The organism is Flagellimonas sp. B-3, from assembly GCF_056857835.1.
Genome location: NZ_JBSXNW010000022.1, coordinates 283,303 through 298,954, shown reverse-complemented (window position 1 = coordinate 298,954; position 15,652 = coordinate 283,303). Strand labels below are relative to the sequence as shown.

At 41.7% G+C, this 15,652-nt stretch carries 10 protein-coding genes; 4 read left to right on the top strand and 6 right to left on the bottom strand.

Annotated features, from left to right (window positions below; genetic code table 11):
* The gene (locus AC13CS_RS11290) at positions 1-1,455 is read right to left on the bottom strand and encodes a SusD/RagB family nutrient-binding outer membrane lipoprotein (RefSeq protein ID WP_293167451.1); all 1,455 of its coding nucleotides are present in this window, start codon (positions 1,453-1,455) and stop codon (positions 1-3) included.
* A 19-nt stretch (positions 1,456-1,474) separates the two neighbouring features.
* Positions 1,475-4,762, bottom strand: a complete 3,288-nt coding sequence (locus AC13CS_RS11285) for a SusC/RagA family TonB-linked outer membrane protein (protein ID WP_293167453.1) — start codon at positions 4,760-4,762, stop codon at positions 1,475-1,477.
* Positions 4,763-5,043: 281 nt separating this feature from the next.
* Between AC13CS_RS11285 and AC13CS_RS11280 the strand changes: the two genes are divergently transcribed.
* Positions 5,044-5,610: an XRE family transcriptional regulator gene (locus AC13CS_RS11280; RefSeq protein ID WP_293167455.1), complete on the top strand. Its 567-nt coding sequence runs from the start codon at positions 5,044-5,046 to the stop codon at positions 5,608-5,610.
* Here the strand turns inward: AC13CS_RS11280 and AC13CS_RS11275 are convergent, their stop codons facing one another.
* Genes AC13CS_RS11275 through AC13CS_RS11265 form a run of 3 tightly spaced genes read right to left on the bottom strand, consistent with a single transcriptional unit; the run spans position 5,611 to position 8,724 of the window.
* Positions 5,611-6,285: a phosphonatase-like hydrolase gene (locus AC13CS_RS11275; RefSeq protein ID WP_293167457.1), complete on the bottom strand. Its 675-nt coding sequence runs from the start codon at positions 6,283-6,285 to the stop codon at positions 5,611-5,613.
* Positions 6,282-7,454: a TIGR03364 family FAD-dependent oxidoreductase gene (locus tag AC13CS_RS11270; protein ID WP_293167459.1), complete on the bottom strand. Its 1,173-nt coding sequence runs from the start codon at positions 7,452-7,454 to the stop codon at positions 6,282-6,284. Before AC13CS_RS11270 ends, AC13CS_RS11275 begins: the two co-directional genes overlap by 4 nt.
* Complete coding sequence (locus AC13CS_RS11265) at positions 7,447-8,724, bottom strand: DUF5690 family protein (protein WP_293167461.1); 1,278 nt, start codon at positions 8,722-8,724, stop codon at positions 7,447-7,449. Before AC13CS_RS11265 ends, AC13CS_RS11270 begins: the two co-directional genes overlap by 8 nt.
* Positions 8,725-9,301: 577 nt before the next feature.
* On the opposite strand from AC13CS_RS11265, the gene AC13CS_RS11260 reads away from it, so the two are divergent.
* Positions 9,302-9,970, top strand: coding sequence for an HPP family protein (locus tag AC13CS_RS11260; RefSeq protein WP_482888759.1), 669 nt, complete (start codon positions 9,302-9,304; stop codon positions 9,968-9,970).
* 870 nt (positions 9,971-10,840) lie between these two features.
* Here the strand turns inward: AC13CS_RS11260 and AC13CS_RS11255 are convergent.
* Positions 10,841-11,359: a DUF5004 domain-containing protein gene (locus tag AC13CS_RS11255; RefSeq protein WP_293167465.1), complete on the bottom strand. Its 519-nt coding sequence runs from the start codon at positions 11,357-11,359 to the stop codon at positions 10,841-10,843.
* Between the two features lie 322 nt (positions 11,360-11,681).
* Between AC13CS_RS11255 and AC13CS_RS11250 the strand changes: the two genes are divergently transcribed.
* Together AC13CS_RS11250 and AC13CS_RS11245 are read left to right on the top strand one after the other, a co-directional pair.
* On the top strand, positions 11,682-12,170 hold the full coding sequence (locus AC13CS_RS11250; protein ID WP_293167467.1) for a MarR family transcriptional regulator: 489 nt from the start codon (positions 11,682-11,684) through the stop codon (positions 12,168-12,170).
* Between the two features lie 131 nt (positions 12,171-12,301).
* Positions 12,302-15,643 carry a SusC/RagA family TonB-linked outer membrane protein gene (locus AC13CS_RS11245; protein ID WP_293167469.1) on the top strand — a complete coding sequence of 1,114 codons (3,342 nt, stop codon included), beginning with the start codon at positions 12,302-12,304 and terminating at the stop codon, positions 15,641-15,643.
* Positions 15,644-15,652: the final 9 nt, after the last annotated feature.

Sequence of the window (15,652 nt, the reverse complement as noted above, 5' to 3'; positions counted from 1 at the left end):
TTAGTTTTCCCACCAAACCTTGGTGGTAATTTGATCTCCACCAATTCTGTTGGCAGCTTCGGTGTAGTTCGCGTTGTTCAAAGATTCTTCATTGCTCGGGTATTCGAACCTACTAGGGTATACATCATAGAAAGCATCCGGTCCTGGCTCAATTGTGGCAGGAAAACCGGTTCTTTTGTACTCAATAAATCCTTGGTAATCGGTATAGAACAAATTGATATACTTCTGGGTCATGATTGTTTCCAAGCTATTGTCAAAAGCGACTCCTGCACTTGATAGATAATCTGCTGGTAATTCTACACCCCAATATTCAAAGTTAGAGGCAACGCCTTCTTCATAAAATGTTTGGGCATCGGCATTGACCCATCCTCTTTGCGCCGCTTCGGCCAAAATAAACTGTACTTCGGAATACAGCATCAACCTTGCTTGGTTGGCATTTGGCTGAAAGTAGAAGTAATCAATATTGAATTTGGAAAGGAATGCATCCCCTCCTTGGTAGGTATATGCAGGACCATCCACTACCCCGTTCAACATCCCTACGATCTCGGGCGTACCTTGCTCAACGGAATTGGCAGTCGGGTCTGCAAAGAACTCCAGCCGTGGATCGTTCAACCCTTCCAACATCGTTACAAAATGCTCGGAGATCCTGTATTCGTTATAAGATCCCACACGATAAACGGACTCCTCGGTCACCGGATGTGCATCCGGGTTTGCAGCCAAAAATGTAAGGGTTGCGTTATCTTCATTGGATTCCATTATCGGGAATTGACCTGGATTGTTATAAATCTCGGAGATTACATTGGAAGCCACTGATGGCGAAACTTCACTTAAGCGAAGTGCCAAACGCATCCTCAATGAATTGGCAAACTTTCTCCACATTTCCAAATCACCATCAAAAAGCAAATCTCCCTTGATCTGGGTCAAATTAGAACCTGACAGAAGCGTGTTTGCCGTATCAAGTTCGGCAAGCATTGATGTATAAATGGCTTCTTGCTCATCATACATGGGCGTGTAGTTTTCCTCACTGGCTTGGTTTACCTCGGAGTAAGGAATATCTCCCCACATATCAGTCAATATACTGAAAGCCCAGGTCTGCATAATTTTGGAGACGGCCACATAACTCTTCAGGTCTGTTTCATTAGCCAATTCCTCCAATTCTTTGGCGTCTCTAATGGCATAGTAATAATCGTTCCATGCTCCGCCCTGATCGCCCCAATCGAACAAATCGAAAGAGGTAAATACGATTCGGGCCCCATATTGCCCCATAAGGTTTCCTTCGCTCCAAGACCCGCCTACGGCTTCACGGATTGATCTTCTTTGAAGGTTTGTCAAGAGAAGTTCGGGGTTTTGGTTAATGTTCAAGGCAACATCAGGGTTCTCGTTACTCACGTCAAACTTGTCGCAAGACCACAGGGTCATCGCAAGTACTGTCGCTATTAAAAATATCTTTTTCATGTTATTATTGTTAACCTGATTAAAATTCTACGTTGATTGCAAATCCTAAACTACGAGTAGTAGGTACGGTGGCATTTTCCACCCCTGGCACATAGCTTCCACCCCCGAAAGACAACAGTTCCGGGTCTCCGTGGTTAAAATCCTTGGCCCATAGCCAAAGATTGGTTCCTATTACAGAAAAGCTGAGTTTTTTGATATCGTCTCCCTTAAACAATTTAGTGGGAAAATCATAGGTAAGTCTAGCTTCTCTAAGTTTAATGAAGGTAGCGTCATAAATACCCTCAGTATCATTGTCCCTTCTGTATCTGTTGTTGTGGTAAGCATTGGCCGGTACAATTACATCATTGGGAACATAGGCGCCATCTTGCAGTTTTACGCCATCGCCAATAATACCATCGGTTTGAGTTACACCATCGTCATTCGTATAAGAAAGTCCTGAATCCGAGATACCCGGATGTGGCCCTCCATACTCCGGCGAACGCCCCCAAAGGGTTTCTACTACGTTCCCGGAGGTTGCAGCAATCAAACGTGTTCTGGAAAGCAGTTCACCCCCTTGTCTCCAATCAAACAAAAAGTTAAGAGAAAGATTTTTGAAGGTCACGGTGTTATTCCATCCCAAAGTAAAGTCAGGATTGAAATTTCCGAGTTTTCTCAAGGTATTGTCCTGTTGCACCAAACCTTCATTAAAGATGACTTCACCAAAGTAAGGACTGTTCTCATCCTCTACTTTTACCAATCCGGTTCCCCACATATCACCGAGGGATCCTCCTTCTTCCGCAATAAGTGAAATTCCATTGCCGCCATATTGGTATCTTTGCACGCCATCGGCCAATTCCAGAACCTTATTTCGGTTCAAACCAAAATTGAAAGAAGAATTCCAATTAAAGTCCTCGTTACGAATTGGATTAACCCCCAACATAACTTCCAAACCTTGATTGCGTATTTTACCTGCATTGATAGTTCTTGCAGTCTTACCTGAGGTAATTGGTAAATCAATATCCAAAATTTGGTTCTTGGAAACTGTATTATAGTAAGTAGCGTCCAAGGAGAGTTTATTGTTAAAGAACCTCAAATCGGTACCAAACTCATAGGATGTCTGAATCTCCGGTTTCAAATCAAAATTGGGCAAAATGTTGGATGGACCAGCCGTTGGATTGTCGCCCACCGGCGTTCCCAAGGCGTAAAAATCGGAAAGCCTGTAGGCGTCGGTATCACTACCAACTTGCGCCCAACCACCCCTTAGTTTGGCAAAACTAAGAACATCCTGGCTTCCAAAATCGAACAAATCGGAAAGCACCACACTCAGGGATGCAGATGGGTAGAAGTAAGAGTTGTTTTGTTCGGGTAAGGTGGAGGACCAGTCATTACGTGCCGTTAAATCCAAATAAATACTATTGTTCCAACCCAACTGTGCAAATGCGTATAAGGAATTGATCTGCTTTTCGGGACGGCTTGTGCGCTGAACCAAGGCTCCATCCACATTGGAAAAAGAATAGATACCAGGAATCAACAGTTTGTTGGCCATCAAGGAATTGAAATGGTTCTTCTGTACCATTCGGTTTCCACCAAAGTTGGCGTTTACATGGAATTTATCGGTAACATCCTTGTCATAGGTCAACAAGAAATCCAAGTTGGTTTCCTGAAAATTGATTTTATCTTCCCTGTACTGACCGTTTGGAAAACGCTGTGTAGAATACGCTCTTTTTATGAATCTGTATTCAGAGAAGAAATCACGCCCTCCTCTTACCATGAATTTAAAGTCATCGCTGATATCGTAGGTTGCAGAAAGGTTTCCTATAACCCTGTCCTTGGCCAAACCATTGGTATTCTCATACATGGTAAAGTAAGGGTTGTCGTGATAGTTATAGTTATAGTTGAACTGCTGGAAGCCTTCCAGACCATCTTGCCAGTAGTTTCTTAAACTATTTACATTGACCTGTTGCCCCCACCACATGAACAGATACATCACAGATTCGGTACCATATCCATTTACATGGCGGTTATCTGAATCTGAACGGATATAATTGATCTTGGATGATACCTTTAATTTATCGGTAATTTGATAATCTCCCGAAGCAGATATAGTATTCCTCTTGATATCCGTGTTTGGAACAATACCCTTGTTGTCCAAGTTGGTATAACTCACCCTGTAGTTACCATTGTCGTTGGACCCGTAGAAAGAAACGGTATTGATCAAAGTTCTGCCGGTTTCCATGAATTCTTCGGCTGGATTTCCACCATATACAAATGGTGTAGGTGTAATGGCACCTCTTCTATCTAAATCGACCCCAGAAGACCCAAGCACATAATCCAATCCGTGAACATCACCACCACGAAGACCGTTGGATGTTGGTGAATCGTGCTGCGCACGCAAAGTTCCATCCAACAATGGACCCCATGATTCGTCTACACCATCGTAAGTTCCGCTTCCGTAACCGTCCACAAATTGAAAATCAAAGTTTTTACCTTGACCGTATACCCCTTGATACTCTGGAGCCTTCAAAATACTTTCAAAAGTTGTCTTGGAGCTAAAGCTTATTCCGCCTTTGCGGCCTTTTCCAGATTTTGTTGTAATAATGACCGCACCGTTGGCAGCTCTGGAACCGTAAAGCGCTGTTGCATTTGCACCTTTAAGTACGGATATGGATTCCACATCATCCGGGTTGATTTCGGCTGCACCATTACCATAATCCAAGTTCATGTTGGAAGCACCGCCCAACGTGTTGGTCCTTGTGTCAGTATTGTTGTTAATCGGGATACCATCCACAATAAACAATGGTTGGTTGTCACCTTGCATTGAGGAATACCCTCTGATGACCACCGATGAGGATTGTCCAGGTCCCGTACCGTTGGTAACCACCTGAACACCTGCCGTTCTACCAGACAGGGTACTTACGGTGTTTGTACTTGTGGATTGTGAGATTTCCTCTCCTGCAACTTTTTGCACAGAATAGCCCAAGGATTCCTCATCTCTTGTAATGTTCAAAGCGGTCACTACCACTTCATCCAGCTGCTGGGAATCTTCTTGCAGCACTATGGTCGCAGTGCTTTTCCCTGTAGTGTCAAAATCCAAGGGAATGTATCCTATATAAGATACCACTAAAGTTTCACCGCCCTGGGGCATTGTGATCTCAAAGTTCCCGTCAAAGTCAGTAGCTACACCAACACTACTCCCTTTTACAACCACCGATGCCCCGGGCAAGGGCACGTTGTTCCCGTCTACTACCTGACCCGTAAAAGTAACTTGGGAGTAACCAATGATACTCACGGTAAAGGCAAGCAAAAACGTTAAGATTGATTTTTTCATTTGTTGAGTATTTGTAAAATTGGGTTAATTATTTATCAACAAATATCCAACACAAGAGTTAAGCCTAGCCTCAAAACAGATTAAAAAAATGATACGGAAAGGTTAAAAGAAATAGCTCAATGTTAGGTAAACATTATTTACAAATACTCAATTTTTATAACACCCTGTCAATTTAGAATTTACGAGTATATCCTAGTGTTGTGGTGGATTAGTCATTTTTTTTAAGCATATTTACATGACGTAAAAACATTATAAATACTAAAATTTATTTCCCACCAAAAATGGAGGATTACCTGATCGGCATTGGAAAACGAATCAAAGAAATACGCAAGAACAATAAAATGACCATTAATGATGTTGCAATCGGTGCAGGGGTTACTGCCGGACTCATATCCCGTATAGAAAATGGCCGCACTATTCCCTCTCTTCCCGTTTTTCTAAAAATAGTGGATGCTTTGAAAACCGAAATGATTGATTTTTTTGAGGGTATTCCCAAAGCCAATGGCCACAATTTTTTGGTAACCCGTAAAAACGAACTTTCCATCATCGAAAAAGAGGACGAAGCTGTTGGATTTACCTATAATTACATTTTTGGCAAACAATTGAATTCGGTAGGTTTTGAGAGCGTGCTTTTGGAAGTTGAACCAAATTCCAAAAGAGAGAAGGTAGTGACAGATGCCTTTGAGTTTAAATACATCTTGACTGGGGAATGCTATTATGAAATTGGTGACCAAGAAGTATTGCTAAAAGAGGGGGATTCCATTTTTTTTGATGGTAGAATCCCCCATGTACCTATCAACCGAGGGAAAGTTCCCTCAAAAATGTTGGTAGTCTATTTCTTTATCTGATCAAGGAAACAATACTTTGGCCAAATCAGCTAACGAATCCAATATTAAGGTGGGTTCTGCTGTTGCCAATTGTTCACGTGTTTGAGCACCTGTCAACACTCCAACTGTCCAACCACAATTGGCATTTTTTCCCTCCTCAATATCTATAATCGAGTCACCTGCCTTTAACACATTCGCTGAAGCGGTAATACCAAACATGGCCATGGCCTTATCTATCATTTCAGGGGAGGGCCTTCCGTGTACCACATCATCTGCTGTAATCAATCCATCAATTTGTTGTCCTGGAACCCAGCCCAATTTGTTTAAAAGTGATTGTGCCGTTTTTTGGTCGTAGCCAGTATTCAGCACAATTTTCACCGCTTTTGACTTTAATATTTTGAAGAGTTCCTCTACACCATCATAAGTGGTAACATCAAGATTGGCATATGCCTCTGCCAACATTTCTCTAAAATTTTCAAAAACTACATTGGCATCCACATTGTTGTTATTGCTCTCAGTTAAAATATCAGAGATGGCCTTGAATTTTTCCTTGCCGGCCCCAAACCTCAATACGGTTTCCAGAGAAACATCCACTCCATGTTTTGCCAAAGCAGCCCTAACTGTTTTGTATACCACATTATCCTCGTTCACAGTGGTTCCTGCCATATCAAAAACGGCCAGTTGTATTTTTTTCATAGATTAATTTTCTGCTTATTAAATATAGTAGCAATATGCTTCTTGGAGAATCCAGCGCTACCAGTCATTCCCTTTCCCCCGATTCCTGTTACAATATGGATATTGTCATCAATGGTTTTTTGAAAAAGATCGCTGCTCTTGCATTGTGAGTAGATTCCATACCATCTTTTCTGGATTTGGTAGGTGGGCAGGTCTATTATCTTTTTAGCCTCCTCGATCATAAAATTATCGATATCCATATCCAAGTCATACCCTAAATCCTCAATTTTGCCAGCATCGGCATATTGGTGGGAATCTCCCAAAATTATAGAGCCGTCAACTGCCTGTTTAAAGAGAATGTGCACGCCCCATTTTTTCTGGGGACTTCCCTTTGGTTCATTTTCCTTGATCTGTGGGTAGGATGGACATTCATGGAATGCTTCGTATCTGCGGATGGACCATCCTGTTAAGATGGATCCCTTTAATTTGAAATTCCCCTGCGATTTGGTTTGCATCATCTGCAATTTGGAAACTTCCATATCGCTAGACGCAAACACTTTGGGGTAGAGTGTTTTAAAATCACTTCCGTTACAGACAATAACCTTACTACCGGACACTGTTTCATCTTTTGTGCTTCGGACTGCAGCGTATTCCCCTATGGATTCACAGGAAACGACGGGAAAATCATACTTAATCTCCAAACCCTTCCGCGCCACCAAATATTCCTGAAGCCTATGGATCATTATCCTGGGCTCAACAGTAACTTCCTGAGGGAAAAAAAGTCCTGCTGCCACATAATCCCTTCGAAGTCCAGAATATTTCTCCAAACATTGATTTTTGGTAAGCAATTGTGATTCGTAACCATTGGTACTGTTTATGGCCCTGAGCTCTACCAACAATTGTTCTTCCTCTTCATTGGAGGCCAAATATACCGTTCCATTCTGACGGATACTGATATCGAACCTAGATTGAATCGCTTTATAGATTCGAAGGCTTTCACGACCGAATTGTTGCCATTTGGTATTCATGCCCGATGGAACCACTTGCCCAAAATTCTGCGTGGTCGCTCCTTTTGGATAGGCATCCTTTTCCACCAAACAAACTTTAAGGCCCAATTCTAGGGCATGATACGCATGAAAAGTCCCTAACACACCTCCACCTACAATGACGGCATCATATTTATTATCCATAATCCAATTCGTTGTTGAGTTGTTCAGCTTTGCGGCGAGAGGCAAAGTGAGCAAATAAGATCAGTGTACTACAAATACCTATAAAAGCCACGGCATACGTACCGTACACAAAAAAATTAAGCCACGACAAACTCGTCTGTCCAAAGTTTTTATAAAGCAGCACCAAAACGCTCCCCACATAACCAAAGGCATCGGCAATATAAATAAGGAAACCTGAATTCCCCTTTACCTTAAAGGTGGCAATAAAACGATCAAAAAATAGACAGTTGAACGGCACATAGCAAATATAGAGTCCAAAACCAGTACAAACCATCCATATAAAAGGGTCCAAAATCCCAACTTGGAACATTAGGGTGCTCACGGCCAAAACCACTGTTCCCAAAATAAGAAGCAAATGATAGGTAAGCAAGGCTTTAAAATTATCCTTGATGTAAAAAATGGCACCAATAATCAAGAGCACCACAAGGGCGATGATAATCTCTGAAGTTGAAAATACGGAAACGTCTCCACGGTACCCGATACTATCCCAAAGTTCACGGGCAAAGTTGTCCCTAAAATCCCGAAATGCCGTCAAAAAAGTGTAAAACACTATAATGAGAAGCAAGGGGAACAAAAATTTTTTCACCAAATCCTTTCTTTCCCGGGCGGTCATGGGGATACGCTCCGTTCGGTTGGCAATATCCTCTGTAGTCGGCGGGGGAACGCGTTGCAACATAAAAGAGCACAACAAAAGAGGAACAAAAAACAGGGCTCCTGTAACTGAAGGCATCCAAAATTCGCCAACACCCCAAAATTGCATCACATATAACCCTACGGATTTCACCACACCGCTGGACACAATAAAGCTGGCAGACAACACCACGCCCAAAATATCGGTAAACCGCCTGCCCTCAATATAAGAAAAAACAATCCCCCAGATCATTCCCAAAGGAAAACCGTTGAGGAACATAAGAGGAATATTGTATGGCGCGGGCACCCAGGCAAAAAGCACTAAAGATACCTCAGCAAAAAAGATCAGGGAAATCAAATATATTAACCTACGTTTGGGCGTAAGCTCCGAGATGACCTTGATTCCAACAAACTTGGAAAGAGCATAGCCCAACACTTGGGCAATGACCAGCAGTATTTTGTAATCGATCCCCATGAATGCCAGTCCATCAAAAGTGGCAACGGAGAAAGGCTTTCTAAAGGCGTACATACAAAAATAGGTGCCAAAGGCGGCCAAAGAGGCATGCAGGAGAAAGGTTACGTTGGATTGTTTTTTGGACATTGCAATGATGCATCAAAAAGTTTACAAATACTATATTTATTTTTCAAATAACTCACTTTTATTGAGAAAAACGGCTATTTCTAAGATTAAAAAAACGTTAGTTTAAATGTAAAATGTTAACCCATAACAAATTTGAACTTGATTAAAACCACTAATCAACAGATTTAAGCGCATCTTCACTCAGTAATGAATAGGATAATCCAAACTCCTAATTGAATTGTTGGATGGAAAAGCCTGACAAAGTATACTCCCTAGTAAAATTGAACATAGCAAAATATAAACAAACAGTTGTACAACAAGCTTCCAAGACAAATCTTGAGTTTTTATGGTTCACTGTATCCGTCATATCCAATCCAAGCCCTGTAGTTTTTCCTTTTGGAAAGGACTGCCATGCTTTGATTGCAATCCCCTCGGCCACATACCGTGTTGAACAGCCAACATAATTCCATCAAATTGTGCCAACAATAAAGTGCGTTTACACCCCAGAGCATGCTCGATTCTTCTTTTAAACTGATTTACAGAACTTTAAATAATCCATCCATTTGACCAAACAAACAAACAGCTGTGATTGCATTTAATTTTAACTATTTGGATACCTAACTTTGGGGCCCAATGGCACCTTATAATCCGTAAAAAGATAAAACGAACCTATAGAATCAGTAAATACATTTTTTACAAGGAGACGGTGGTAGATTACCGGGAAACCTTTTGGTCCTTTGTAAGCTCATTCCTTGGAATGGCCTTGATCGGTTATGTACAAAGCCTCTACTTATTGCCACTTGAAAATGTTTTCCTGATTGGTTCGTTCGGCGCTACCTGTGTATTGATTTACGGAACGGTCCATAGCCCTCTTGCCCAACCCAGGAATTTGATCGGCGGGCACCTAATATCGGCATTGATAGGGGTAACCGTATATAAAGTAGTGCCCGAGCCCATCTGGATCAGTGCTCCATTGGCCGTTTCCTTATCCATTATCGCAATGCAGTACACCAAGACCCTGCACCCTCCGGGAGGGGCCACTGCACTGATCGCTGTAATCGGAACGGAGCATATCAGGTCCCTCGGTTATCTCTATGCCTTGTTTCCCGTGCTGTCCGGAGTGCTTATTTTATTTGTCGTAGCTATTATCTGTAACAACATGACCCACCAAAGGAAATATCCATCGAACATCAATTTTTCAAACAGGGTCAAAGGTATTGGCCTGCCCCTAAAAAAAACCTTCAAAAAACTACAAAGAAACCTGTAACGCACTGTTATAGGGTGCCCAACCTATATTATTTCCAATGGGTTCCAAAGCTTCTCCCACCAATTGCCCACATTAAAACAATGCGATAAAAATATTATCAGCCTTTATGTTCATTTCTCGTATACTTTCCCTGATTAATCGAATGCCGTAATTTTTACCAGTGACCGGACCATGGCCAAAACTCGGGCCAATGCTCCCTTATCCTATCGTAGAAAGGGTCAACTCACCCCCAAGACCCTGTACTCCTTATATGCTTTTATACAATGGTAGCAGGCATCATATATTAAATCAGTACTCAGATTACTGGTATTCCCTTTAATTTTACTTATAGATAAATAGAAGTTTCCTTGAAAAAATCATTCTTGCACTAGTTGTCGTAGTAGGTTGTTGTCTAAAAAATGTTCTCCAAAACTAATGGTTCCTTCCAAAATCAAAACGGACAAAATACCTCTCGGATTCTATTGATTTCGCTTTGTCTTTATTGGAATGACTTAATTTAATCTTTCGATAATCTAGGAATTGAAACGTATTCCGATGGCTATGGAGGTAGCACAGAACGATACAATGACATATCAAGTTGAACCATGGGCCAAACCTGGCCGGGAAAGGTATAAATCGAACATTCATCAGCGATTTGTTTCATAACTTTTTTATCAGTTAATATACACTCCTATTTCCATGAATTTAAAATCAAAGAGGAGATTATAGTGTTTTGAGTTCTTTTACGGTAAAAAGCAAAAACTCTATTGAATTTAGGAGAAATAACGTGCATGTGTTTAATGCATGGTATGTACTCTTCTTATTGATGAATTATAAAAAAGCAGCCTCTATATTGGTTATGTCTTGGACATCAAATAAAGTTTCTTTATGCTAGGGCATTAAGGAGTATGTAAAATCAATTCTTGTTTGGACCACAGTTCCTGTCACCTCTGTTACAGTGTAAATTTCTGAAAAGGTGAATTGAGAGGAATCCTCATTAAATTCCAGGACAGTGGTTTGCAAACTACAGGAAGATACCAGACTAAGGTTTTGAGACGTCAATTCCCATGTTCCTGTTGATGCAGCAATGTACTCACAATCTTCTTCATATTTCCCCAGTTCGTAAGCATACGACCTATCTTCCCCAAATGTATAAGAAGCATCTTTTTTACATTCAGCGTATTGTGCAAACAGGTCAGTGGATGGGTTGTCCGTGTTATCATCGGTCAAATCCAATTCTTTGGCAGCTACAATTCCAGAAAGTACCCACTCCCCCACCAATGTTTGCTCATTGGCATTAAGGTCTCCCGTAAAATCTTCGGCACATTCCACCCCGTCATCCGAAGTACACGATAGAAGCATTACACCAATACACATCAAGATTCCAGCATTAAAAAGCTTTTCTTTCATTTCGATTTAAATTTTATTGTTTAATAAATGATGGGCAAGAGCGCAAATGGTTGTGTGTGGATTCCAAAAAATCCCTTGCCATAACTTCATCCAATTAAGACGGTCAATGTTCATAAACCGGTTTTAGGTCGAATTCACAAAATTGCCTTAGTTTTATAAACAAGTATGCCCGATCAAGTGCTGAACACTTTTTCAAGTACAGTGATTCAGGTTTTTGAAGATTCTCAAAATCTACAAACCAAGAATCGGCACCTAACAATTTTTTATATATTTAATTGTGGTAAATTTGGTTTCTTTGTTAGGATCAACACTTCACTCATAAATGGATATCAATCACCCCAACATTCTTACCCTTATCCGAAAAATAATACGCTCAGTGGATATTGACAGCAAGCGTATCGAAAAAGAGTTTGGCGTAAGTATCCCACAGTTGCTCACACTTCAATTTTTAGAAACCCAAGAGGATTTTAAGGCTACCTCTACCCAAATCAAAAATCATTTGGAACTGAACGCAAGTACCGTGACCGGTATCATTAACCGTTTACTTTCAAAAGGCTTGATTGCCAAATCGCCCAACCCCAAGGACGGGCGCGGCTATTATATTGTTTTAACGGCAAAGGGCAGCCAACTTTTAAGAAAATCCCCGGTCACCTTACAAGGAAAAGTCACCAAAAAAATTGAATCCCTGTCCAATGATGAAACAGATACCTTATATAAAGGTGTTGGTTTATTAATACAGCTTTTGGAAGCCGAAAACTTGGATGCTGCCCCACTTATTACATTATGTGACGACCTGTCCAAAAACCAATAACACAATTTTCTTTAAGAATCTTCAGTAATACCGGATGACTTTCCGTATTTCTTACTGATTTCTCATCAAAATACTTTCTGATGAAACTATTTTCAATAAATTTGGGTTTTCTTAACAAAAAATATTGTTAAATGAAGTTTATTGAAAAAATAATCTTATTTACATTTTTCACAACATCTTTTGCAATAAATGTAAATGCCCAAGAACGAAAAATCACAGGAAATGTAGTTGATAGCAATGGTATTCCCCTAGCGGGAGCCAACGTTATCGAATACAAAACTACAAATGGAACCATTACGGATTTTGACGGAAATTTTACCATAACCGTCTCTTCAGAAAATCCGAAACTGCAAGTGAGCTATGTTGGCTTTAAACCCAAAACCATAAAAGTTGGTACAGAAAGTAATTATTCCATTCAATTGGAATTCGCTGCACAACTGGACGAAGTGGTCGTAACGGCACTTGGTGTAAAACGCGAGGAAAAAGCCTTGGGGTATTCCGTTCAAAAACTGGCCACGGACGAGGTAGCCAAGGTAAAAGCCACCAACTTTACCGACAACTTGGCGGGTAAGGTTTCCGGTGTTTTCATTACAGGATCTTCTGCCGGGCCTTCGGCTTCCTCAAACATCAATATTCGTGGTGCGGCATCCCTTTTAGGGAACAACCAACCCTTGTTCGTCGTCAATGGCATGCCCATAACCAACGACCTATACAGTTTTGACGATGGGCTCAATGGTTCCACCACCATTGACTTTGGTAACGCTGCACAAAACATCAACCCAGACGACATTGAGTCCGTAAACGTGCTCAAAGGACCTGCAGCATCTGCCCTTTACGGTGCAAGGGCCGCAGACGGTGTTATTTTGGTCGAAACCAAGACGGGCGAAAATGCCAAGGGATGGGGAGTTGAAATCAATAACACCACAACCTTTTCCTCTATCCTGAAAATGCCCGATTTCCAAAACGAATATGGTTTTGGCGGGGGAGGTAAATATTCTTACTTCGATGGCACCAACTACATTGGCGAGAATGAGTACTACGAAGCCTACGGTGAAAACTGGGGACCTCGAATGAACGGTCAACTGATAAAACAGTTCAATTCCAATGGGGAAGCAGTTCCTTTTACCCCTGCCCCCGACAATGTTAAGGATTTTTACCGAATGGGATCATCGATCATTAACAATGTAGCCATCAACAATTCCACTGAGGATTCCGATTTTAGGTTTTCGTATACCCGTTTGGACAAAGAAGGCATTATGCCCAACACCAACCTAAAACGAAACACTTTCCAAGTAAGTCTTGGAAAATCCATGTTCGACGACAAACTCCAGTTTAGGGCCAATGCCATTTATGTAAATTCCTTTTCGGACAATATTCCCAATTCCGGTTACGATGAATCATCATCCGTGCAATACGGCTGGCTGTGGTACCCCAGACAGGTTGAAATAGGCGATTTGAGACAATATTGGGTGCCTGGCCAAGAAGGAGTCCAACAACGTTATGTAGAAAAAAGTTGGGTAAACAACCCTTGGTTCATCATTAACGAAAACACCAACTCCTTCCGAAACAACCGTATCATAGGAAACATAGAATTGAACTATGAGTTTACAGACCAATTTTCCATGCGCTTTAAGTACGGTGGCGATGTATTGAGCGAAAGGCGCCAGTACAGGAGGACGCCCTCCACCAAAGCCGTCCTGCTGGGAAGCTATCGTGAGGATGAAATCACCTTTTCCGAAACCAATGCCGAAATTTTGTTCTCTTATCGCAGTAACCGGCAAAACGGGTCGGATTTCCAATACGATGTAAGACTAGGGGGAAACATTATGTGGCAACGCGCCAACTTTTTGGTGGCCAACAACCCACAGTTAAAATTGTTCGGTACAGATAATAGTATATACACTTTGGCCAATAACCGATCAGGAGTATTGACCGAATCACAAAAAACAAGAGTAGGTATCAACAGTGTATTTGGTACTGCTACTTTTTCTTATAAAAACTTTTTGTATTTGGATGCAACTGCAAGAAACGATTGGTCCAGTACTTTGGTAGACCCTGAAATTGGCAACGATGAATCCAGTTTTTCTTTTTTCTACCCTTCAGTTTCCCTTAGTGCCATTATTTCTGAAATGGCCGACCTTTCAAGTACTCCCATTTCCTTCTTAAAACTCAAGGCCAACTATGCCGAGGTAGGTAATGGAGCCCCACCTTACGCATTCGGAACCACATTTACCCCACAAGCAGCATTTGGTGGAAATTCCGTTTTTACGGCAAACCGTACAGTTACCGACCCTAACTTGACCAATGAGCGTACCCGCGCCTTCGAAGTTGGTGCCGACCTCCGCTTTTGGAACAACAGACTCCGCTTGGATGCTACATATTACAACATGTTGAGTTTTGATCAGGTAATTCGCCTGCCCGTTGCCAGTACAAGTGGTTACGATTTTAGTTTGACCAACGGCGGTTCCATTAGAAACAAAGGTATTGAAGTACTGTTGAGCGGAATTCCTGTGCAAAATGAAGATTTTACATGGGAAGCCACTTTGAACCTTGGTCACAACAGGGCTGTGGTAGAGAGTCTCCCCGATATTGTAACGAGTGGACGCTACTCTATAGTGGCAGATATTTTCCCTGGTGATGAGGGAGGTTCCGATCTGGAATTTGTTGCCGAGGAAGGAGAACTCTTTGGACAACTTTATGGACTTGGTTTTGTAAGACACCCGGAAACAGGTGAAATAGTTCACCAAAATGGAGTTCCCATGATGACCCAAGAAAAAGTTTCAGCAGGATCCTACCAACCTGATTTGCGAGTAGGTCTTCAAAACACTTTTAGCTATAAAAACTTTGATTTTGGTTTCTTGTTCGACGGGCAATTTGGCGGTAAAATCTACTCTAGGTCCCACGCGCTTTACAACACAGGAGGTACCATCACCAACAACGACGACCCCAACCTACCACTATCCACCTTGGACGGAAGGCAATCGTATTCTGTTTCATACGATGAAGCGGGAGAACCGGTGTACACCTTGGAAGATGCAGGAGGCGGTGTGGTTGGCCCTGGTCTAAATTGGGAAGACTCCAATGGCGACGGCGAAATTGATTTCGACACCGAAGTATCCGAAAACGATGTGGCCGTACAGCCCGGGGGAATAGGTTATGCTGGTTATTTCTATCAATACTACGGAAATGGCTTCAACAGGGATAATATTGAAGCCGCCACCTACGATGCCACTTATGTCAAGCTAAGAGAAGTTAGTTTGGGATACAACATACCAAATTCCTTTTTGGACAAACTGGGCATTGTTAGTGCCAGGGTAGCATTGGTTGGTAGAAACCTTCTTCTGTTTTCCGATGTTCCAACAATCGATCCGGAAACTTTTTCCATCAGAAACGGAGTGTTTGTTCCCGGTTATGAAAGTCAACAGATATTCTCTACGAGAAACTATGGGTTCACCATAAATCTGTCCTTCTAAAAAATTGCA

Bases quoted from the DNA above. Each gene is read 5' to 3' on its own strand.
- AC13CS_RS11290 (WP_293167451.1), bottom strand. From the start codon at position 1,455: ATGAAAAAGATATTTTTAATAGCGACAGTACTTGCGATGACCCTGTGG.
- AC13CS_RS11250 (WP_293167467.1), top strand. From the start codon at position 11,682: ATGGATATCAATCACCCCAACATTCTTACCCTTATCCGAAAAATAATA.
- AC13CS_RS11270 (WP_293167459.1), bottom strand. From the start codon at position 7,454: ATGGATAATAAATATGATGCCGTCATTGTAGGTGGAGGTGTGTTAGGG.
- AC13CS_RS11275 (WP_293167457.1), bottom strand. From the start codon at position 6,285: ATGAAAAAAATACAACTGGCCGTTTTTGATATGGCAGGAACCACTGTG.
- AC13CS_RS11285 (WP_293167453.1), bottom strand. From the start codon at position 4,762: ATGAAAAAATCAATCTTAACGTTTTTGCTTGCCTTTACCGTGAGTATC.
- AC13CS_RS11280 (WP_293167455.1), top strand. From the start codon at position 5,044: ATGGAGGATTACCTGATCGGCATTGGAAAACGAATCAAAGAAATACGC.
- AC13CS_RS11245 (WP_293167469.1), top strand. From the start codon at position 12,302: ATGAAGTTTATTGAAAAAATAATCTTATTTACATTTTTCACAACATCT.
- AC13CS_RS11265 (WP_293167461.1), bottom strand. From the start codon at position 8,724: ATGTCCAAAAAACAATCCAACGTAACCTTTCTCCTGCATGCCTCTTTG.
- AC13CS_RS11255 (WP_293167465.1), bottom strand. From the start codon at position 11,359: ATGAAAGAAAAGCTTTTTAATGCTGGAATCTTGATGTGTATTGGTGTA.